Annotated in this window: 20 protein-coding genes and 1 tRNA gene; 9 read left to right on the plus strand and 12 right to left on the minus strand. The window is 69.2% G+C overall.

Annotated elements, in window-relative coordinates:
- The 3 genes from zwf to pgl are packed head-to-tail and all read left to right on the plus strand — an operon-like array spanning position 1 to position 3,270.
- A complete protein-coding gene (gene zwf, locus ACFY9N_RS09410; protein ID WP_391478240.1) occupies positions 1–1,551 on the plus strand; it encodes a glucose-6-phosphate dehydrogenase in 1,551 nt (516 codons plus the stop codon).
- Complete coding sequence (locus ACFY9N_RS09415) at positions 1,548–2,483, plus strand: glucose-6-phosphate dehydrogenase assembly protein OpcA (RefSeq protein WP_391478241.1); 936 nt, start codon at positions 1,548–1,550, stop codon at positions 2,481–2,483. Before zwf ends, ACFY9N_RS09415 begins: the two co-directional genes overlap by 4 nt.
- 4 nt (positions 2,484–2,487) lie before the next feature.
- Positions 2,488–3,270, plus strand: coding sequence for a 6-phosphogluconolactonase (pgl, locus tag ACFY9N_RS09420; RefSeq protein WP_391478242.1), 783 nt, complete (start codon positions 2,488–2,490; stop codon positions 3,268–3,270).
- 23 nt (positions 3,271–3,293) lie between these two features.
- Here the strand turns inward: pgl and ACFY9N_RS09425 are convergent, their stop codons facing one another.
- Positions 3,294–4,322, minus strand: a complete 1,029-nt coding sequence (locus tag ACFY9N_RS09425) for a DMT family transporter (RefSeq protein ID WP_391478243.1) — start codon at positions 4,320–4,322, stop codon at positions 3,294–3,296.
- A 63-nt stretch (positions 4,323–4,385) separates the two neighbouring features.
- On the opposite strand from ACFY9N_RS09425, the gene def reads away from it, so the two are divergent.
- Together def and ACFY9N_RS09435 are read left to right on the plus strand one after the other, a co-directional pair.
- Complete coding sequence (gene def / locus ACFY9N_RS09430; RefSeq protein WP_391478244.1) at positions 4,386–4,952, plus strand: peptide deformylase; 567 nt, start codon at positions 4,386–4,388, stop codon at positions 4,950–4,952.
- 8 nt (positions 4,953–4,960) lie between these two features.
- A complete protein-coding gene (locus tag ACFY9N_RS09435) occupies positions 4,961–5,449 on the plus strand; it encodes a hypothetical protein (RefSeq protein ID WP_391478245.1) in 489 nt (162 codons plus the stop codon).
- On the opposite strand, the gene ACFY9N_RS09440 is transcribed toward ACFY9N_RS09435, so the two are convergent.
- The 3 genes from ACFY9N_RS09440 to ACFY9N_RS09450 are packed head-to-tail and all read right to left on the minus strand — an operon-like array spanning position 5,441 to position 9,992.
- Positions 5,441–7,531, minus strand: a complete 2,091-nt coding sequence (locus ACFY9N_RS09440; protein ID WP_391478246.1) for a heavy metal translocating P-type ATPase — start codon at positions 7,529–7,531, stop codon at positions 5,441–5,443. The genes ACFY9N_RS09435 and ACFY9N_RS09440 overlap by 9 nt on opposite strands.
- Entirely contained in the window at positions 7,528–9,780 is a 2,253-nt protein-coding gene (locus ACFY9N_RS09445; RefSeq protein WP_391478247.1) for a heavy metal translocating P-type ATPase, read from the minus strand. Before ACFY9N_RS09445 ends, ACFY9N_RS09440 begins: the two co-directional genes overlap by 4 nt.
- Positions 9,780–9,992, minus strand: a complete 213-nt coding sequence (locus tag ACFY9N_RS09450; RefSeq protein ID WP_391478248.1) for a heavy-metal-associated domain-containing protein — start codon at positions 9,990–9,992, stop codon at positions 9,780–9,782. The genes ACFY9N_RS09445 and ACFY9N_RS09450 overlap by 1 nt, the downstream gene beginning before the upstream one ends.
- A 129-nt stretch (positions 9,993–10,121) precedes the next feature.
- Between ACFY9N_RS09450 and ACFY9N_RS09455 the strand changes: the two genes are divergently transcribed.
- On the plus strand, positions 10,122–11,225 hold the full coding sequence (locus ACFY9N_RS09455; protein WP_391478249.1) for a magnesium and cobalt transport protein CorA: 1,104 nt from the start codon (positions 10,122–10,124) through the stop codon (positions 11,223–11,225).
- A 52-nt stretch (positions 11,226–11,277) separates the two neighbouring features.
- Here ACFY9N_RS09455 and ACFY9N_RS09460 read toward each other — a convergent pair.
- From ACFY9N_RS09460 to dusB, 5 genes are all read right to left on the minus strand, one after another.
- Positions 11,278–11,353 (minus strand) — tRNA-Asn (locus ACFY9N_RS09460).
- 97 nt (positions 11,354–11,450) lie between these two features.
- The gene (locus ACFY9N_RS09465; RefSeq protein WP_247622243.1) at positions 11,451–12,224 is read right to left on the minus strand and encodes an ATP-binding cassette domain-containing protein; all 774 of its coding nucleotides are present in this window, start codon (positions 12,222–12,224) and stop codon (positions 11,451–11,453) included.
- A 36-nt stretch (positions 12,225–12,260) separates the two neighbouring features.
- Positions 12,261–14,123 (minus strand): DNA primase, encoded by a 1,863-nt coding sequence (dnaG, locus tag ACFY9N_RS09470; RefSeq protein ID WP_391478250.1) that lies wholly within the window; start codon positions 14,121–14,123, stop codon positions 12,261–12,263.
- The gene (locus ACFY9N_RS09475) at positions 14,123–15,514 is read right to left on the minus strand and encodes a deoxyguanosinetriphosphate triphosphohydrolase (protein WP_391478251.1); all 1,392 of its coding nucleotides are present in this window, start codon (positions 15,512–15,514) and stop codon (positions 14,123–14,125) included. Before ACFY9N_RS09475 ends, dnaG begins: the two co-directional genes overlap by 1 nt.
- Complete coding sequence (dusB, locus tag ACFY9N_RS09480) at positions 15,507–16,661, minus strand: tRNA dihydrouridine synthase DusB (protein WP_391478252.1); 1,155 nt, start codon at positions 16,659–16,661, stop codon at positions 15,507–15,509. Before dusB ends, ACFY9N_RS09475 begins: the two co-directional genes overlap by 8 nt.
- A gap of 60 nt (positions 16,662–16,721) precedes the next feature.
- On the opposite strand from dusB, the gene ACFY9N_RS09485 reads away from it, so the two are divergent.
- Positions 16,722–17,213 (plus strand): glutathione peroxidase, encoded by a 492-nt coding sequence (locus ACFY9N_RS09485; RefSeq protein ID WP_391478253.1) that lies wholly within the window; start codon positions 16,722–16,724, stop codon positions 17,211–17,213.
- On the opposite strand, the gene ACFY9N_RS09490 is transcribed toward ACFY9N_RS09485, so the two are convergent.
- Entirely contained in the window at positions 17,210–17,914 is a 705-nt protein-coding gene (locus tag ACFY9N_RS09490) for a DsbA family protein (RefSeq protein WP_391478254.1), read from the minus strand. The two genes, ACFY9N_RS09485 and ACFY9N_RS09490, sit on opposite strands and share 4 nt — an antisense overlap.
- A gap of 57 nt (positions 17,915–17,971) precedes the next feature.
- Here ACFY9N_RS09490 and ACFY9N_RS09495 point away from each other — a divergent pair, with 57 nt between their 5' ends.
- Positions 17,972–18,583 (plus strand): AAA family ATPase, encoded by a 612-nt coding sequence (locus ACFY9N_RS09495; protein ID WP_391478255.1) that lies wholly within the window; start codon positions 17,972–17,974, stop codon positions 18,581–18,583.
- On the opposite strand, the gene ACFY9N_RS09500 is transcribed toward ACFY9N_RS09495, so the two are convergent.
- Together ACFY9N_RS09500 and recO are read right to left on the minus strand one after the other, a co-directional pair.
- On the minus strand, positions 18,523–19,326 hold the full coding sequence (locus ACFY9N_RS09500) for an isoprenyl transferase (protein ID WP_391478256.1): 804 nt from the start codon (positions 19,324–19,326) through the stop codon (positions 18,523–18,525). The two genes, ACFY9N_RS09495 and ACFY9N_RS09500, sit on opposite strands and share 61 nt — an antisense overlap.
- Positions 19,323–20,063: a DNA repair protein RecO gene (gene recO, locus ACFY9N_RS09505; RefSeq protein ID WP_391478257.1), complete on the minus strand. Its 741-nt coding sequence runs from the start codon at positions 20,061–20,063 to the stop codon at positions 19,323–19,325. The genes ACFY9N_RS09500 and recO overlap by 4 nt, the downstream gene beginning before the upstream one ends.
- Before the next feature lie 34 nt (positions 20,064–20,097).
- Between recO and ACFY9N_RS09510 the strand changes: the two genes are divergently transcribed.
- Positions 20,098–20,784, plus strand: coding sequence for a trimeric intracellular cation channel family protein (locus tag ACFY9N_RS09510; RefSeq protein WP_391478258.1), 687 nt, complete (start codon positions 20,098–20,100; stop codon positions 20,782–20,784).
- Positions 20,785–20,802: the final 18 nt, after the last annotated feature.

A 20,802-nucleotide genomic window follows, 5' to 3' on the forward strand; every position in this document is an offset into this window, starting at 1 on the left:
ATGTCTGTTCCCCTCTCGCGCGGGCACAACCCGCTGCGCGATCCCGATGACCGCCGTCTCAACAGGATCGCCGGGCCCAGCGCCCTCGTGATCTTCGGCGTCACCGGAGATCTGTCCCGCAAGAAGCTCATGCCGGCGGTCTACGACCTCGCCAACCGCGGCCTTCTTCCCCCCGGCTTCGCGCTGGTCGGCTTCGCCCGGCGCGACTGGGAGGATCAGGACTTCGCCCAGGTCGTCTACGAGGCCGTCAAGCAGCACGCGCGTACGCCGTTCCGCGAGGAGACGTGGGCGCAGCTGCTGCAGGGCATCCGCTTCGTGTCCGGGGAGTTCGACAACCCCGAGTCGTTCCAGAAGCTGAAGGACACCGTCGATCAGCTCGACGTGGAACGCGGCACCATGGGCAACCACGCGTACTACCTGTCGATCCCGCCGAAGGACTTCCCGCTCGTCGCGAAGCAACTCAAGGACTCGGGACTGGTCGGGGAGGACGCCGACGAGGATTCGCGTTGGCGTCGCGTGGTGATCGAGAAGCCGTTCGGGCACGACCTGGACTCGGCGCGGGCGCTCAACGAGGCCCTCGAGGTCGCGTTCCCGGCCGACTCGATCTTCCGCATCGACCACTACCTCGGCAAGGAGACGGTGCAGAACATCCTCGCTCTGCGCTTCGCCAACGAGCTGTACGAGCCGATCTGGAACCGCAACTACGTCGACCACGTGCAGATCACGATGGCCGAGGACATCGGAGTCGGCGGACGCGCGGGGTACTACGACGGGATCGGCGCCGCGCGCGACGTCATCCAGAACCACCTGCTCCAGCTGCTCGCGCTCACCGCCATGGAGGAGCCGATCAGCCTCTCGGCGGAGCACCTTCGCGCCGAGAAGGAGAAGGTCCTCGCCGCGGTGCACGTGCCGGACGACCTCTCGCAGGCGACCGCGCGCGGCCAGTACGCGGGCGGATGGCAGGGCGGCGAGCAGGTCACCGGCTTCCTCGACGAGGAGGGCATGAACCCCGAGTCGACCACCGAGACCTACGCCGCGATCAAGCTCGAGATCGACACGCGCCGCTGGTCGGGTGTGCCGTTCTACCTGCGCACCGGCAAGCGCCTGGGCCGTCGCGTCACCGAGATCGCCGTGGTGTTCAACCGCGCTCCGCAGCACCTGTTCGGACGCGGCAACGCGTCGGAGTTCGGTCAGAACGCGCTGGTCATCCGCGTGCAGCCCGACGAGGGCGTCACGATCCGCTTCGGGTCCAAGGTCCCGGGCAGCGGGTCGAACGTGCGCGACGTGACGATGGACTTCGGATACGGCCACGCCTTCACCGAGGCGAGCCCCGAGGCATACGAGCGCCTGATCCTCGACGTCCTCCTGGGCGACCCGCCGCTGTTCCCGCGGCACGAGGAGGTCGAGCTCTCCTGGAAGATCCTCGACCCCGTCGAGAAGTTCTGGGCGTCGGAGGGCGGCCCGGTTGAGCAGTACGCACCCGGTTCGTGGGGCCCGGCATCCGCCGACGCCCTGCTGGCCCGCGACGGACGAGTCTGGAGACGACCGTGATCATCGACCTTCCCGACACGACCGTCAGCCAGGTCGCCAAGCAGCTCGTCAAGGTGCGCGAGGAGGGCGGCGCCGTCGCCCTCGGTCGCGTGCTGACCCTCGTCATCTCGGCCCGCAACGGCGTCGCCGAGGCGGCGATCGACGCCGCCAACGACGCATCGCGTGAGCACCCGATGCGCGTCATCGTGCTCACCACCAGCGAGGGCGAGTCCCGTCTCGACGCCCAGATCCGCGTCGGTGGGGATGCCGGAGCGAGCGAGGTCGTGGTGCTGCACGCCTACGGCGAGGCCGCGAGCAACGAGGAGAGCCTTCTCACGGGTCTGCTCCTGCCGGATGCTCCGGTCGTGGCCTGGTGGCCGGAAGAGGCACCGACTTCTCCATCGTCCTCTCCGCTGGGCCGGATCGCGCAGCGCCGGATCACCGATGCCGCGACGGCGCACGACGTGCGCGACCGCCTCGCGCTGCTCGGCAAGACGCACGCGCCGGGTGACACCGACCTCGCCTGGACCCGTCTGACGCACTGGCGCGAGCAGCTCGCCGCCGTGCTCGACCAGCCGCCGTTCGAGCCGATCACCGCCGTCGAGGTCCGCGGGGCTGCCGCCTCCCCCTCGACCGCGCTCCTCGCCGCCTGGCTGCAGCTCGCTCTCGAGGTGCCGGTCCGCTGGTTCTCCGAGCAGCCGGAGGTCTGGCACGACGGCATCCGTTCGGTGCGCCTGACCCGCGAGTCGGGCGACATCCTGCTCGAGCGCCCGGCGCCCGGCGTCGCCAAGCTCACGCAGCCCGACCAGCCGAACCACGACCTGCACCTTCCGCGGCGCACCCTTCGCGAATGCCTCGCCGAAGAGCTGCGTCGTCTGGATCCCGACCTCCTGTACGGTCGAGTGATCACCGAGGGCTGGGAGAAACTGGGCCCGCCCGAGACAGGAGAGTGACGACGTGAGCGACGCAACGTCCGCGGAGAAGCGGGTCGTGATCGAAACTCTGCCCGCCGATGTGGCTGCACGGGTCGCCGACCGCTTCCTGACGCGGCTGCGCGCCCGCACCGTCGACGGCCGCGTCGCTCACGTCGCCCTCACCGGCGGTTCGATGGGCGGCGCGGTGCTGACGGCGACGCGCGAGGATCCGCGTGCCGAGGCGATCGACTGGTCACTCGTGCACTTCTGGTGGGGTGACGAGCGTTTCGTGCCGCGCGACGACGCGGACCGCAACGCGCTCCAGTCCCGTCGCGCACTGCTCGACCACATCCCGGTACCGCCCGAGAACATCCACGAGGTGGCCGGCTCCGACGAGGGCGTGACCCTCGATGAGGCGGCCGCGGCGTACGCCGCCGAGCTCGCGCGATTCGGTACCGACGAGAACCCGTGGCCCGCGTTCGCCGTGTGCTTCCTCGGGGTCGGCCCCGACGGGCACATCGCGTCGCTCTTCCCGGATCGCGCCGAGGTCACGGTGACGGATGCCGCGGCCCTCCCCGTGCGCAACTCGCCGAAGCCTCCGCCCGAGCGCGTGACGCTGACGCGTCCGGTCATCAACTCGTCGAAGCGCGTCTGGATGGTGCTCACGGGTGCCGACAAGGCATCAGCGCTGGGCCTGGCCCTCGCCGGCGCGAGCTACACGAGCGTTCCGGTCGCCGGGGCCCGCGGTCGCAAGCGCACGGTGTTCTTCGTCGATGAAGCTGCCGCTTCCGAGGTCTCACCGGATCTCATCGATCAGGCGTACTGACCTCGGACTCGAGGGAAACGCCCCTACGGACGATCCGTCTCCTCGGACCCCGGTGCCTGCGCGGCGCCGGGGTTCGTCGTTGTCGTCGGGCCGCCGTCGCTTCCGCGCGTGATCCCGATCTCCTGGCTCTCGCTGAGCACCTGCGGGTGGTAGCGGGCGAGGTTGACCACGCCGTAGACCGCGATCGCTCCGGCGACACCGTAGATCACGAGGGCCCACGGCGGCGCGGCGGCCGCCTCGCCGAGGACGACCATGCCGATGAGCACGGCGACGAGCGGGTCGACCACCGTGAGGCCGGCGATGACGAGATCGGGAGGTCCCGAGCTGTAGGCGGTCTGCACGAAGTACGCGCCGGCCGCCCCGGCGGCGATCAGCGCGATGACGCAGATCGCGGTGATCCACTCGAACTGGCCCGCCTCGATGCGCTTGATGACGACTTTGGCCAGGGTGGCGACGAATCCGTACAGGATGCCGGCACCGATCACGTAGAACAGCGCCCGCATACGGTGGCGCAGGATCAGCCAGCACGCTCCGAGCACGATGATCACGACGAGGAGGAGCGCGAGGATCACGAACAGCTCTCGATCCTGCACCTCGCGCTCGGTCGCGAACAGCGCGGCGAAGAAGACGAAGAGGAAGATGCCGCCGACGCAGCAGATGATCGCCGTGATGGACTTCTTGGTCGGCGAGTGACCGGAGATACGGGCGTTCAGCAGCGTCGTGATCACCAGTGCGATGGCGCCGAGCGGCTGCACGACCATCAGCGGTGCGCGCACGAGCGCGGCGAGCTGGCACACGATCGCGAGTCCCAGCATCAGGGTGCCGATGATCCACGAGGGACGCGTGAGCAGGCGACGGAGCTGGTCGAAGCTGAGTCCCGAGGTACCCTGCGAGCCGCTCAGACGCTCGACCTTCTCGACGCCGCGGTGCTGGTACTGCGCGCCGAGCGACATGAACACCGCTCCGGCCAGGGCGAGCGGGATGCCGAGGAGCAACCCGGGGTTCTGGAAGACACCGACGAGCTGTTCGCCGACGTCTTCGACCGAGTTCACTTCCACACCCCTGCGCTCACCCTACGACCCTACCTGCCGCAGTGCGCCCAGTAGGGTTGTGACGTGGCTGTACTTCCGATTCGCATCATGGGCGACCCCGTCCTGCACTCCCCCGCTTCCCCCGTCGACGAGATCACCGACGAGATCCGCACGCTCGTCGCCGACATGTTCGAGACGATGGACATCGCCCCGGGTGTCGGCCTGGCCGCCCCGCAGGTCGGCGTCGGCCTGCGCATCTACACCTACTCCTACGTCGACGACGACGATCAGCCATGGCGCGGCGTCATCCTCAATCCCGAGCTGTGGATCACCCCGCTCGAGCCCGGCTCCCCCGACCCCGACCTGGAATCCGAAGGCTGCCTGTCGTTCCCGGGCGAGCGCTTCCCCCTGCGCCGGTCGGAGAGCGCACGCGTCACGGGCATCGACCTCGAGGGAGCTCCTGTCTCGATCGCGGTCGAGGGATGGCGCGCACGCATCATGCAGCACGAGTTCGACCACCTCGACGGCATCCTCTACGTGGATCGGCTGTCGGACGGCGACTGGAAGACAGCGCAGAAGATCGCGCGGAAGCGCGGCTGGGGCCGACCCGGCGCGAGCTGGATGCCCGGCGTCGACGATCTGGAAGGCTGAGGATAGGGATGACCCCGCACGCACGCCGCGGCCTCGCCGGGCTCGCACTCACCGCCTCCCTCTCGATCACCCTCCTCGGGTGCAGCACATCGGAAGAACCCGAGCGCGACTCCGAGACCGGTCAGGTCGCGGAGGAGGCGACCATCGACATCGTCGCGCTCGAGCTGGGCGACTGCATGATGGATGCCCCCAGCGGTCTGCGCGAGGACATCGTCGTGGTCCCCTGCGCGGAGTCCCACGACCAGGAGGTCTTCCACGAGATCACCATGCCCGACGGGGACTTCTCGGAGACCGACATCGACGCGGCGAGCATGGAGTGCATCGGCGAGCCCTACACCGGCTTCATCGGCCTCGAGAAGGCCGAATCGGTGTTCGAGGTTTTCCCCCTCACCCCGAGTGAGACGTCATGGGAAGAGCACGACGACCGGACCATCCAGTGCGTCGTCTTCGACCCGTCCGGCCCCGTCACCGGCTCTCTTGCGGGCGCATCACGTTGACGTCTCGCCGCGGCCGGGCCGGAGATCGAGCCGACGCAGCAACTGCGCGTTGAGCGCGACGACGACCGTCGAGAGCGACATCAGCACGGCACCGACCGACATCGGCAGCACGAACCCGATCGGCGCCAGCACGCCCGCGGCCAGCGGCACGGAGAGCAGGTTGTAGCCGGCCGCCCACCACAGGTTCTGCGACATCTTGCGATAGGTCGCGCGCGACAGCTCGATCACGGATACGACGGAGCGGGGATCGGAACTGGCCAGGATCACCCCGGCCGAAGCGATCGCCACGTCGGTCCCCGCCCCGATCGCGATGCCGACGTCGGCCTGCGCCAGCGCGGGGGCGTCGTTCACGCCGTCCCCGACCATCGCGACGGTCCTGCCCTCGCGCTGCAGTTCCGCGACCGTGGCCGACTTGTCCTCCGGGCGCACGCCCGCGAACACACGCCGGATGCCGAGATCTGCGGCGACGGCATCCGCGACCGCCTGCGCGTCCCCGGTGATCATGACGACGTCGACGCCGCGCCGATGAAGGTCATCGACCGCGGCCCGGGACTCGGTGCGCACCTCATCGGCCAGCGCGAACGCGCCAGCCAGCGCGCCGTCGACGACGACGTGCAGGATGATCGCCCCGGTCGCCCGCCATGCCTCGGCGATGGGCAACTCCGCTGCCCCGACCTCGTCGAGCATCTTCGGGCCGCCCACGCGTACGTCCTCGCCGTCGACCGCCGCCCGGACTCCGACAGCCGGCGATGAGGAGAATCCCGTGGCCGAGGGGACGTCGAGTGCGCGTTCCTCCGCCGCGCGGACGATCGCCCGGGCGAGGGGGTGCTCGCTGTCTCCCTCCGCCGATGCCGCCAGGGCGAGCACGCGAATGGGATCGATGCCGTTGGCCGCCGCGATATCGGTGACGACCGGCTCACCGCGCGTCAGCGTTCCGGTCTTGTCGAACAGCACCGTGTCGACGGTACGCATGCGTTCGAGCGCCAACCGGTCCTTCACGAGGATGCCGGCACGGGCCGCACGCTCGGTCGCGATCGAGACCACGAGGGGAATCGCGAGACCCAGAGCATGCGGGCACGCGATCACGAGGACGGTGATCGAACGCACGACCGCGGCGTCGACGTCGCCGACGGCCGACCAGGCCGCGGCGGTCGCCGCCGCCGAGATCAGCGCGAACCAGAACAACAGCGCCGCCGCCCGATCGGCGAGCCGCTGGGCGCGGGATGACGAGTTCTGCGCATCCTCGACCAACCGACGGATGCCGGCCAGCGCCGTGTCGTCGCCGACCGCGGTGATCTCGACGCGGATACCCGAATCGGTCGCCACGGTACCGGCGGTGACCGTCTCGCCGGACTCCCGTGTCACCGGGCGGGACTCCCCCGTGATCATCGACTCGTCCATCGCCGCGCTCCCGTCGACGATCCGCCCATCGGCGGGCACCCGCGAGCCGGGGCGCACCACCACCAGATCGCCCGGACGGAGCTCGTCCGGCGACACGCTCACCGTTCGACCGCCCTCGAGGCGCTCGGCCTCGTCGGGCAGGAGCGCGGCCAGCGAATCGAGCGCCGAGGTCGTCTGCGCCAGCGAACGCATCTCGATCCAGTGCCCGAGCAGCATGATGACGATGAGGAGGGCGAGCTCCCACCAGAACTCCAGCTCGTGGAGCAGCAGCCCCAGGGTCGCTCCCCACGAGGCGAGGAACGCGACCGTGATCGCGAGGGCGATCAGCAGCATCATTCCGGGGCGTCGTGCGCGCAGTTCGCCGACGGCGCCCTGGAGGAACGGCCGACCGCCCCACACGTACATCACCGAACCGATGACGGGGGCGACGAATCGCACGCCGCCGTCGGGGATGTCGTAGCCGATGATCATCGCGAACATCGGCGACAGCAGCACGACCGGCACCGCCAGGATCAGATTGATCCAGAACAGTCGCCGGAACTGACCGACGTGATCGCCGTGCCCGGTGTGCCCCGCGTGGGCGGAGTGCCCGTCGTGAGCGGAGTGCCCTCCGGCATCCGCCTGCTCACTGGCGGGCGCCGCATCGTGCCCGTGGTGCGCGTGTGCGTGCATCTCGCTCATCGCACTCTCCCCTCTTCGCGCGCGATGCTGCGGAACCCGCGCAGGCGCAGACTGTTGCCGACCACGAACACGCTCGACAGGGCCATCGCAGCGCCGGCCAGCATCGGATTGAGCAGTCCGAGGGCCGCGATCGGGATCGCCGCCACGTTGTAGGCGAACGCCCAGAACAGGTTGGTCTTGATCGTGCTCAGCGTGCGGCGCGAGAGGCGGATCGCGTCGACGGCGCTGCGCAGATCGCCGCGGACCAGAGTGACGTCGGACGCCTCTATCGCGGCATCCGTTCCCGTTCCCATCGCGATACCGAGGTCGGCACGCGCGAGCGCGGGGGCGTCGTTGACACCGTCGCCGACCATCGCGATCGTCCGGCCGTCCGCCTGCAATCGCGCGATCACCTCGGCCTTCTGCGCGGGGAGGACCTCGGCGATGACCTCGTCGATGCCGACCTCGCGAGCGACATGCCGCGCCACCGCCGCGTTGTCGCCGGTGAGGAGCACGGGGGTGAGCCCCATCGCGGTCATCCGTGCGACCGCTTCGGCACTCGTCGGTCGCACGGCATCCGCCACGACGAGCGCTCCGCGGAGCGCACCGTCCCAGCCGACCGTCACCACCGTACGCCCCGCCTGCTCGTGCGAAGCACGGGCAGCGAGAAGAGCGCCGGTATCGGAGGTGTCGGAATCATCGAACAGCGCGGCGCGGCCGACACGCACGCGCCGCCCGTCGACGATGCCCTCCACTCCGATGCCGGGATGGTTGACGAACCCGTCGACGGACGGAAGCGCGTCGACCTCGGTCGTCGCCGCACGAGCGATGGCCTGGCCGATCGGATGCTCGGACGCCCGCTCGAGAGCACCGGCGAGACGGAGGAGCTCGACGCGGTCCGTGCCCTGTTCGACGATCACGTCGACGAGGCCCATCGCGCCGCGGGTCACCGTCCCCGTCTTGTCGAGAACGACCGTGTCGACCGCTCGCGTGGACTCGAGCACCTCCGGCCCCTTGATGAGGATCCCCAGCTGGGCTCCGCGGCCGGTACCGACGAGCAGAGCGGTGGGGGTCGCGAGACCGAGCGCGCAGGGGCACGCGATCACCAGCACCGCGACGGCGGCCGTGAACGCCATCGTCGTCGAGGCACCGACGACGAACCAGGTGACGAGCGTGCCGAGAGCGATCACCAGCACGATCGGCACGAAGACGCCCGAGATCCGATCGGCCAGACGCTGCACCTCGGCCTTCCCGGTCTGAGCCTCCTCCACCAGTCGCGCCATCTGCGCGAGTTGCGTGTCGGCGCCGACCCTGGTCGCCTGGACCACGAGGCGACCACCCGCGTTCACCGTCGCCCCGATGACCGGGTCTCCCGCGACGACCTCGACGGGGACGGATTCCCCCGTCATCATCGAGGCGTCGACGGCCGATGTCCCGGACACGACGACCCCGTCCGTCGCGATCTTCTCGCCAGGGCGCACCACGAACTCATCGCCGATCCGCAGTTCCTCCGCGGGGATGCGCCGCTCGATCCCTTCCCGGAGCACCGCGACGTCCTTCGCGCCGAGTTCCAGCAGGGCGCGCAGCGCGGCTCCCGCGCGACGCTTCGACCGCTTCTCGAAATACCGACCGGCCAGGATGAACATCGTCACGCCCGCGGCGACCTCGAGATAGATCGCATCGGCACTGTCGGAGGGTGAGAGCACGAACTCGAACGGATGCGTCATGCCCGGCATTCCGGCCATGCCGAAGAACAGGGCGTGCAGCGACCACAGGAACGCCGCGATCGTGCCCATCGACACGAGCGTGTCCATCGTCGCCGCTCCGTGACGGAGATTCACCCAGGCCGCCCGGTGGAAGGGCAACCCACCCCACACGACGACGGGAGCGGCGAGCGTCAGCGACGCCCACTGCCAGTACGTGAACTGCAGTGCCGGGATCATCGCCATCGCGATCACGGGCACGGTCAGCGCGATCGTGACGAGCAGCCGCGTGCGCAGGCTGTCGAGCTCGGGGTCGCCCGCGGCATCGGGTTCGGTATCCGGCGTACGCTCCGGCAACGCGGCCGTGTACCCGGCCTTCTCGATCTCGGCGATCAGGACGGCCGGGTCGTAGCCCGAGGGCACCGCGACGGACGCCTTCTCCGTCGCGTAGTTGACCGTGGCGGTCACCCCGTCCAGGCGATTGAGCTTCTTCTCGATCCGCGTTGCGCACGAGGCGCACGTCATCCCGCCGATCTCGAGGTCGACACCGGCCGCCCGAGCGCTCATCAGACGCGCACGGCCGAGTATCCGGCCTCGGATACAGCCGCGAAGATCTGCGCATCGTCGACGTCCGGAGCGGTGATGCGCAGCATCCCGCTCTGAGCGCTGACGTCGACGACCTCGACGCCGTCGATCTGCTCGACCTCTTCGCGGACCGACATCTCGCAGTGGCCGCAGGTCATGCCGGTGACGCGGAATTCGGTGGTGGTGTCGCCCATGGCTACTCCTTCGATAGGGACCGATACCCCCAGGGGGTATCACATTAAACGTCACTCTACCCGGGATATTCCCCGACCGCACCCGCACGTTCCCTACGGCATACTTCCAAGGGAACGAAAGGATGCGCGATGACGCAACCACCCCAGGACCCCACTTCCCCGCGTCGCGCCGGAGTCTTCCGACGCCGAGCCGCCGACGGCGGTGCGGTGACGACGGACGCAGGTCGCCGCACCCGCTACGTCGACGACGGCAGACTGAGCGTCCCGTCACGCAGCACCACGGTCGACGACGCGATGCGCTTCACGCGGGAGGGCGCGAACCGCACCACGCTGCTGTTGTACCCGACGCCGACGCCGAACGATGTCGCCGAACTCGCGACGGCGTGGGAGCTCCACCCCGTCCTCGTCGAGGATCTGCTGCACGCCGGTCAACGCCCGAAACTCGAGCGCTACGACGACACCCTCTTCCTCGTCGTGCGTTCGGCCTGGTACCTCGACGCAACCGAGGACGTCGACTTCGCGGAATTCCACATCCTCGTCCGGCCGCACGCCGTCGCCGTGTTCTGCCAGGATGCCCGTTGGATCGACGGCGTCGACGCCGACGACGCCTCCGGGGCAGCGGATCGGGGCGAGCAGACGCTCCTCGCCGATGAGAAACTGCTCCGGCACGGGCCCGAAGCCATCGTCTACCGACTGCTCGACGCCATCGTCGACGGCTACTCCCCCGTGCTGCGCGGCATCGCGGTCGACAAGGAGCAGATCGAACGACAGGTGTTCCGCGGCGAATCCACGGTGACCGAGCGCATCTACCGCCTCAGCCAGGAGGTCATCGACCTGCAGCAGGCGACATCCGGGTTGAGCGAGGTGCTGGCCGCCCTGCGCGACGGCTTCACACGCTACGACATCCCCGAAGAGCTGCAGACCTATCTCCAGGACGTCGACGACCACCTCCGCCGAATCGGCACGCGGGTTGCGGAGGTGCGCGAGTCGCTGTCGCAGATCCTCACCGTCAACGGAACCCTCGTCGCCCAGCGCCAGAACGAGGACATGAAGAAGATCTCAGGGTGGGCGGCGATCCTGTTCGCGCCCACGCTCATCGGTGCGATCTACGGCATGAACTTCGACAACATGCCCGAACTGCACTGGACCTTCGGCTATCCGCTCGCCGTCGGCGGGATGATCGCATTCGCACTCGTGCTCTTCCTCGTCTTCAAGAAGCAGAAGTGGATGTAGCAGGAACTCGCGGCAGGCAAGGGAAAAGCCCCTCCGAAGAGGGGCTTTTCATTGGCTCCCCGGCTTGGACTCGAACCAAGAACCTGCCGGTTAACAGCCGGCTGCTCTGCCAATTGAGCTACCGAGGAATGTGCTCCGCTGCGCGGGCAACTCGACAAGCTTAGCAAACTCCGAGCCGTGCTCGTGACACCGGGGGCGGTTATCGCGCTCTCGGGCGTGTCGCGATCACCGCCGAGAATCCGCCTCCGCGTTCGGCACCCAGAGCAGATCCTTCCCGACCCCGCGCGCCACGACGTGTCCGGCGCGCAGCATGAGCGTCTCGGCATTGAGCTCGCGGATGAAGTCGGCGTCGTTCGTCACGAGAAGCGCCGCCATCGACTGCTCCTTTCGCCGCCGCGTGATCGCGTCGAAGACCACCGGACGCACCTCGAGGTCGAGGTTCGCGAGGATCTCATCGGCGATGAGCACCTGCGGCTCGAGCACGAACGATCGCGCGATCGCCACGCGCTGGCGCATACCGGCGCTCAGCTCGTACGGGAACTTCGCGGCCGTTCCGAGCGGCAGGTGCAGCTCGTCGAGAAGCGTGGCGACGCGGATCGAGAGCGCCTTGCTGTTGACACGCTTCTCCCGCATCAGGATGGGCTCGGCGATCACCTCGTTGACGGTCAGCCGCGGAGGAAGATCGGCTCCGGCGCCCTGCGGCACGAAGCCGGTGCGGTAGGTGAGCACGCGGTGCTTGCGTCCGGGTCGACGCGCGTCGACGCCGCAGACCTCCGCGCGACCACCGACGACCTTGACCGACGGATCGGTGGATCCTGCCAGAGCGGCGACGAGGCTCGACTTGCCCGACCCTGTGGGCCCGGCGATGCACAGGAGCGCGCCCGGAGCGAGCGAGAACGAGACGCCGTCGACCGCGCGCGTGGGAGATCCGTGCCCGATCCGGTCGATGACCAGATCGGAGCAGTCGATGGCGTGGGTGGAGGCGTGCCTGCGGGACATTCCTCCATCCTGCCCTCCCGCAGCGGCCCCGGGGGGTTACGACTCGACGAACCGTTGACGCTCGATATCGATGTCGCGCAGGCGCATGCGGAGCGCGCGCCCGCCATCGGAGTCCGCCGGAACCCGCTGGACCGCTCCCAGGAGCTCCTGCTTCTCGCTCTCGAGCTGACGCAGGACGAGGCGCCGCGCGAGATCCGTGGTGCTCGCCACCGCGCCCTCTTCGTTCCGCGCGGGGAACGGCATCATGAGCAGCTCCCCCGCGAGCGAGCGGTACGGCTCACGCACGCTGTTGACGGCATCCGTCGCCCACCCCGCCCGCGTACGATCCGCAGCCGCCGCGACCGCCTCGCGCACGGCGTCGAGTGCGGGCGTGCGCAGCGGCGCGCTGAGCGCCCGTGAGAGCAGCGGCTGGTCGATCTGATGGCCGTACTGCAGCGCGCCCATCAATGCGTCGCGCTCCACGGCGATGTCGGCCGAGCGCGGCAGGCTCGCGAGCGTCACGGGAGCGATCCCGGATGCTGTGCCCTCGCCCGCACCGGAGGGCACCGTCTCGCGGCGCGAGGGAGCGCTCTGCGATCCGCCGCGCGCCGAGCGCTCGACCTCGGTGTGCACCTCGGTCGGGTCCATGCCCAGGCGTCGCGCGAGCACGCGCTCGTATCCCGGGCGCAGCAGTCGATCGCGGATCTCCGCGACGATCGGGGCGGCCGCCCGCAGCGCACCGACGCGCCCCTCGACCGTCGCCAGGTCGAAGCCTGCGAGCTTGCGATCGATCGCGAACTCGAACATCGGGACCTTCGCGTCCATGAGGCCGCGCACGGCGGCATCCCCGCGCTGCAGGCGCAGGTCGCAAGGATCGAGACTGTCGGGCGCCACGGCCACGAACGTCTGCGCGTTGAAGCGGTCGTCCTCGGTGAAGGCGCGTAGCGCCGCCTTCTGCCCCGCCTCGTCGCCGTCGAACGTGAACACGACCTCGCCCGACGCATTGTCGTCGCCCATCACTCGGCGCAGTACCTTGATGTGCTCGGCGCCGAAGGCCGTTCCACAGGTCGCCACCGCCGTCGTCAGTCCGGCGAGATGGCAGGCCATGACATCGGTGTACCCCTCGACGACCACGACACGGCGCGGATCGCCACGGGAGATGTCGCGCTTGGCGAGGTCGAGGCCATAGAGGACCTGCGCCTTCTTGTAGATCGGCGTCTCGGGGGTGTTGAGGTACTTCGGCCCCTGGTCGTCGTCGAAGAGCTTGCGCGCGCCGAACCCGATCGTCTGACCGGATACGTCGCGGATCGGCCAGACGAGTCTGCCGCGGAATCGGTCGTACACGCCACGCTGCCCGGTGGAGACCAGACCGGCGGTGCTGAGCTCCTCGCGGGTGAAGCCCTGCGCCGTCAGCGCCTTGAGCATCCCGTCCCATCCGCGGGGAGCGAAGCCCACACCGAAGTGCGCCGCCGCTCCGGCATCGAACCCGCGCTCGCCCAGGAACCGTCGCGCCGCCTCGGCATCCGCCGACAGCAGCTGCGACCGGAAGAATTCGGCCGCGGCGGTGTTCGCGGCGTACAGCCGACTGCGACCGCTCGTCTCGGGGGCGGCGCCGCCGTCCTCGTAGTGGAGCGTGTAGCCGATGCGCCCGGCGAGCCGTTCTACCGCCTCGGTGAAGCTCACGTGATCCATCTCGCGCAGGAACGAGTAGACGTCGCCCGATTCCCCGCACCCGAAGCAGTGGTAGTAGCCCACCTGCGGGCGCACGTGGAAGCTCGGGCTCTTCTCGTCGTGGAAGGGGCAGAGCCCCTTGAGCGATCCGACGCCGGCGGACTTCAGCGCGACGCGCTCCCCCACGATGTCGGCGATGTTCGTGCGCGACTTGACCTCGTCGACGTCGGCCTGCCGGATACGGGGCATCAGCGCGCCCCTTCGACGACGGTCGACCTCTCGGCGTGCGCGCGCGCCCCGGGGCGTGCGTGACGGGGGGTCCAGATGCCGACCTCGGCCGGGTCGATCTCGCCCACGAGACGGTTGTGCCAGTCGATCGCGCTCTGGTCGGTGAGGCTGGCGATCTGGTCGACGATCACGCGTGCGCGCTGGTCGTCGGTCTCGGCGTCGTGGAAGTCCGCGGCGAACGCGGGCTCGAGCACATCGGCTCCGGCCGACCACAGCGTGTCGGTCTGCCACAGCGCGTCGGCGAGACGCGTGAGCACCCGGCGCTGCTCCTTGTAGACGCCCTTGCGCGCCTCGATCGTCACGATCGCCTGGCCCATGATGCCCTTGAGCACGGCGATCTCGGCCTCGACCACGCGCGGCACGACGACGTGCCCGTTGTAGCGCACGAGGTTCTCGCTGCCGTAGGCGTCGCGGGTCGCCGACACGGCCGCACGGGCGAACCGCCCGATCAGGTCGCTCGTCAGGTTCTTGAGACGCGCGAGCGACTGGCGACTGCGGTCGAAGGACGAGAGCCACATCGACTGTGACGAGAGCCGGTAGAGGGCATCGGCGAGTTCCTCGCGCGTGAAGTCGTACCCCACCCACTGCTGGATGCGGCTGAGCAGCGCCTCGTGCTCGGCCGGATCGGAGAGCTGGGCCACGTCGAGGTAGCCGTTGACGATCGCATCCTCGAAGTCGTGCACCGAGTACCCGATGTCATCGGAGAGATCCATGATCTCGGCCTCGATGCAGCGCAGCCGTCCGGGCGCGCCCTCGCGCATCCACCGGAAGACGGCTTCGTCTTCGGGGTACACCCCGAATTTCAGACGTCCACCGGGATCGGGAACCGGGCTGTCGACCGTCCAGGGGTACTTGCACGTGGCGTCGAGGCTCGCGCGCGTGAGGTTGAGCCCGACGGAGCGCTCGTCGTCGTCGAGCACCTTCGCCTCGAGCCGGGTGAGGATGCGCAGCGACTGCGCGTTGCCCTCGAACCCGCCGATGTCGGCCGCCCACTCGTTGAGCGCACGCTCGCCGTTGTGACCGAAGGGCGGGTGCCCGAGATCATGGCTGAGGCAGGCGGTGTCGACCACGTCGGCCGAGACCCCCAGCGCGATCGCGAGCTCGCGACCCACCTGTGCCACCTCGAGCGAGTGGGTGAGACGGTTGCGGGCGAAGTCGGCCGTGCTCGCCGGACTCAGCACCTGCGTCTTCGCGGCGAGCCGCCGCAGCGCGGCGGAGTGCAGCACGCGCGCCCGGTCGCGCGCGAAGTCGTCGCGCTCCGAACGATGTGTCTCGGCGAAGAAGCGCTCGGCGTCGCGCGGGTCGTACCCGTCGACTCGGGGTGCACGCGCCGGCGTGCCCGGGTCACCCACCGCTGTTCTCGATCTCTGCTCCACGCATCATCTCCGAGGCCGACGCGGCGATCTCGCGCGAATCGAGCCACTTGTCCGGGAGGGCCGGGCGCTTCGGACGGCCGGCGCGGCCGCGCTGCCCCTCGGCATCCGCTCCGGGATAGGGGGCGGTGTGGTCGAGGCGGCTCAGCAGGTCGTCGATCTCGGCGAGGCTCGAGGCCGTCGCAAGCCCCGTGCGGATGTCGCCGCCCACCGGATACCCCTTGAAATACCAGGCCACGTGCTTGCGCACGTCGCGGCATCCGCGGTCCTCGTCCTCGAAGAACTCGACGAGCAGTTCGGCGTGTCGACGGAAGGCGTCGGCCACGAACCCGAGCGTGGCGTCGACGGGGTGGCTCTCGGCGCCGAAGGCGGCGGCCAGTTCTCCGAAGAGCCAGGGGCGCCCGAGGCATCCGCGTCCGACGACGACGCCGTCGCAGTCGGTCTGCTCCATCATGCGCACGGCGTCGTCGGCCGACCAGATGTCGCCGTTTCCGAGCACCGGGATGCTGGTGACGGCCTGCTTGAGCTTGCCGATCGCGTTCCAGTCGGCGTTGCCGGAGTAGAACTCGCTCGCGGTGCGGGCGTGCAGGGCAACCGCGGCGACGCCTGCGTCTTCGGCCGCGCGCCCGGCGTCGAGGAAGGTGAGATGGTCGGGATCGATCCCCTTGCGCATCTTCACGGTGAGAGGCACGTCGCCCGCCGCCTTCACGGCCTGCGTCACGATGTCGGCGAAGAGCGAGCTCTTCCACGGCAGAGCCGCTCCCCCGCCCTTGCGCGTCACCTTGGGCACCGGGCATCCGAAGTTCAGATCGATGTGGTCGGCGTGGTCCTCGGCGACGATGATGCGCACGGCTTCGGCGATCGTCTTCGGGTCGACGCCGTAGAGCTGGATGGACCGCGGCGTCTCGCTCTCGTGGTGACGGATCAGACGCATCGTCGTCTCGTTGCGTTCGACGAGAGCGCGCGAGGTGATCATCTCGCTGACGTAAAGGCCGGCGCCGTACTCGCGGCACAGACGACGGAAGGCGGTGTTCGTGATCCCGGCCATGGGCGCGAGGACCACCGGCACGTCGAGGTCGATGGGACCGATGCGAAGCGTGCGCGCGGATTCGGTGGCGAGAGTCATGTCCTGACCATTCTCCCAGACGCGGAGCCCGGAGTGCCCCATCGACCTAAGCTGTGGAGTATGACCGATTCCGCGCTCCGTTCGATCCCCTTCACCGATGCGCAGGGCAACGAGAAGACTCTCGATGACCTCGGCGCCGATGTGCTGCTGGTGGTGAACGTCGCGTCGAAGTGCGGGCTCACCCCGCAGTACGAGCAGCTCGAGGAACTGCAGCGCCTGTACGGCGACCGCGGGTTCAGCGTGGTCGGCTTCCCCAGCAACCAGTTCCTGCAGGAGCCGGGCTCCGTGGAGCAGATCACGGAGTTCTGCTCCACGACCTACGGCGTCACCTTCCCGGTGAACGACAAGGTCAAGGTCAACGGACGGAACGCCGCAGAACTCTTCAAGGCTCTGAAGGAGACGCCCGACGCGAACGGCAAGGCCGGGCGCGTGGAATGGAACTTCGAGAAGTTCCTCGTGCTGCCCGACGGCGAGGTCCTCCGGTTCCGGCCGAAGCAGAAGCCGGACGACCCCGCGATCGTCGGTGCGATCGAGGCTGCGCTGACGCGTTAGACCGCGGCGGCCTCGGCCTCCGCGTTGCCCTCGAGCTCGGCGTCGCCGCGCTTCGACCACAGGTCGCGCAGCACGTTCTCGAACGCGGCGGGAGGCTGGGCACCGCTGATGCCGTACTGCCCGTCGATCACGAAGAACGGCACGCCCTGGATGCCGTAGGTACGCGCCTGCGCCTGGTCCTGGCGGACGGCCGGGAGGTACTGCTCGGTCTCGAGCGCTTCGCGTGCGCCATCGGCATCGAGACCGACCTCGACCGCGAGGGCCACGAGATCGTCGATGCGGCCCACGTGCTTGCCCTCCGTGAAGTACGCCGACATCAGGCGCTCCTCCATCTCGTGCTGGAGGCCCTGCGCCTTGGCGAAGTGCAGCAGCTCGTGCGCCTTGACGGTGTTGGTGTGCTGCAGCAGGTCGAACCGGTACTGCAGGCCCGCCTTCTCGGCGACACCGGTCACGTTGGCGAGCATCTGCTCGACCTGGTCGCGCGGCATGCCCTTGTGCCCGGCGAGGAAGTCGATCTCATCGCCGTCGAAGTCGACGGGGGTGTCGGGCGAGAGTTCGAACGAGTGGAAGGTGACGTTCACCTGCGGGGCGTCGTCGTCGCCGGAGACCGCTTCGAGCCCCTTCTCGAGATTGCGCTTGCCGATGTAGCACCACGGGCAGGCGATGTCGGACCAGATGTCGATGGAGATAGGTTCGCTCACACTTTCGTCCAACCCCCTCGGACTCGCTCGTATTCCGGTGGGAAGTAGGATCGTCGGATGCTGTCCGCCGACGATCCGTTGCCGCTGACGCCGCAGCGCGTGCTGGTGGCGGGCGTCTCCGGATCCGGCAAGACCACTCTGTCCGGCCGCATCGCCCGACTCTGGGGGCTGCGTCACGTCGAGATCGACGGACTGTTCCATGGCGCCGACTGGACGCCTCGACCGGAGTTCCTCGCCGACGTGCGCGCGTTCGCGGGCGAGGAGCGCTGGGTCACCGAGTGGCAGTACACGAGCAAGGGCACGGACGAGATCCTGCCACCGCGCGCTCACCTCGCCGTGTGGCTGGACTACCCGTATCGCGTGGTGCGGTCGCGCCTGCTCCGCCGCACGATCGGCCGCAGCGTCCTTCGCACCCGACTGTGGAACGACAACGTCGAGAGACCGATCTGGCGGACGTTCCGCGGCTCACCCGAGGAGAACATCCTCGCCTGGCAGACGGCGACGCTCGGCAAATGGGCGGAACGGATGCCGGTGGTCGCCGCCGAGTTCCCGCATCTCGTGATCGTGCGTCTCCGGCATCCGCGCGAGGCGGAGCGATGGCTGCGCGCTCAGGCCGAGGCGTCGGGCGCGTCGATCGCGCCGCCGAAGCGGCGGTCGCGCGAGAGATAGATCCCGATCGCCCGCCAGAGCTCCTCGCGAGAGAAGTCCGGCCAGAGCGTGTCGAGGAACACCATCTCGGCGTATGCCGATTCCCAGAGCAGGAAGTTCGAGGTGCGCTGCTCCCCCGAACTTCGCAGGAACAGGTCGACATCGGGCATGTCGGGCACGTACAGGTGGCGACGGATCACCTTCTCGCTGATCGCGTTCGGCTTCACCCGGCCCGCCGCGACGTCCGCCGCGATCGAGCGCATCGCGTCGACGAGTTCCACCCGTCCGCCGTAGTTGACGCACATCGTCAGCGTGAGCACGTCGTTGCCACGCGTCAACTGCTCGGCGTACTGCAGTTCCTTGATGACGCTGCCCCACAGGCGCGGCTTGCGCCCCGCCCACCGCACCCGCACGCCCCACTCGTTGAGCTGGTCGCGGCGCCGGTGCAGCACATCGCGGTTGTAGCCCATGAGGAAGCGCACCTCCTCGGGCGACCGCGCCCAGTTCTCGGTCGAGAACGCGTAGACCGAGAGGTGCTTCACGCCCGCCTGGATGGCGCCGGCGACGACGTCGAGCAGCACCTCCTCGCCCGCCTTGTGCCCCTCGACCCGGCTCAGGCCCCGGCGATTCGCCCAGCGTCCGTTGCCGTCCATGACGATCGCCACGTGCTCGGGCACCGCACGGAACTCCGGCGGGTGCACACCCGTCCAGTCGAGCGGTCGGTACGCCACCGCGTCTTTGTGCGTGTAGGGCTTGGGGGTCACCGTGCTCCTCCGGGGATGTCGGATACGTGCGCGAGCGAGCGGATGCCGCGCTCGAGGTGCCATTGGGCGTAGGCGCTGATGAGGCCGGACGCAGTGGCCGTGTCGGCGGCGGACGCCGAGTCGACGGCATCCCACTCGCCCGCGAGCAGTGAGCGCAGAAGGGCCAGCGCCGTCTCGCCGATGCGCGGGCTGCCCGCGGGAGCGCACGACGTGCACACCAGACCACCCATCTGCACGACGAACGTCGAGTGGGGTCCGGGCGTGCCGCATCGGGCGCACTCCCCGAACGACGGCGCCCAGCCCGAGAGCGCCATCACACGCAACAGGTAGGAGTCGAGGATGCTGCGGGGTGCGTGCTCGCCGCGGGAGAGCGCTCGCAGGCCCCCGACCAGCAGCAGGTACTGCTCGGGAGTCGCCTCGGCGTCGCTCAGCCGGTCGGCCGTCTCGACCATCGCGCTGGCCGAGGTGAAGCGGTCGTAGTGCGCGACGATGTCGGCGCCGTACGCGCCGAGGGACTCCGCCTGCTGCACGATGTCGAGCGACCGCCCCTGGTAGAGCTGCACATCGGCCACCATGAACGGCTCGAGTCGCGAGCCGAACTTCGACGAGGTGCGCCGTACGCCCTTCGCGACCGCGCGGATCTTGCCGTGACGGCGCGATAGCATCGTGACGATGCGGTCCGCCTCCCCGAGTTTGTGGGTGCGCAGGATCACCGCTTCGTCTCGATAGGTGGGCATCCCTCGATTATCCTCCGTGCGCGACAATGGACGGGTGACCGAACCGCTCTTCATCATCCCGTTCTGGGCGGATCTGCTGGGCGTGGGGCTCGGCGGCGTCCAGGGAGCCCTCTTCGCCTCCGGTTTTCAGGGGCAGCGACGTCTGGACTGGCTCGGCGTCGCGATCATCGGGATCATGATCGGGATGGGCGGCGGTCTCATCCGCGACATCCTGCTCGGGCAGACCCCGGCGACGCTGCAGAACCAGTGGTACCTCGTCACGGCCACCGGCGCCGCACTCTTCGGGATGCTGCTCGCCGGACTCTTCACGCGGTTGAACAAAGTGATCGTCGGGCTCGACGCGATCGTCATCGGCATGTTCGGGGCCTTCGGCACGAGCAAGGCCCTCACGCTCGGCATCCCCGAGGTTCCGGCCGTCTTCATCGGCGTGTGCGCTGCGGTCGGCGGCAGCGTGCTGCGCGACATGCTCATGGGGCTGCCGACCGCGATCATGCACGTCGGATCGTTGTACGCCGTCGCCGCGGGAGGCGGATGCGCGTTCATCGTCGTCGCGCACGCTCTCGGCATGTCGATCCCCCTCGCGGCCGTGATCGGCATCGCCGTCACCGCGGTGATCCGTGTGCTCGCGGTGAGCTTCGATGTCTCCCTGCCCGAGCAGCGTCGACTGTACCGCCGCAAGGTCGCGGCGGAGACCGGGGCGATCCCGATCGTCAAGCCCTGACGCGGTTCAACAGGGCCA

Source organism: Microbacterium sp. NPDC008134, assembly GCF_042957055.1.
Taxonomy (GTDB): Bacteria; Actinomycetota; Actinomycetes; order Actinomycetales; family Microbacteriaceae; genus Microbacterium.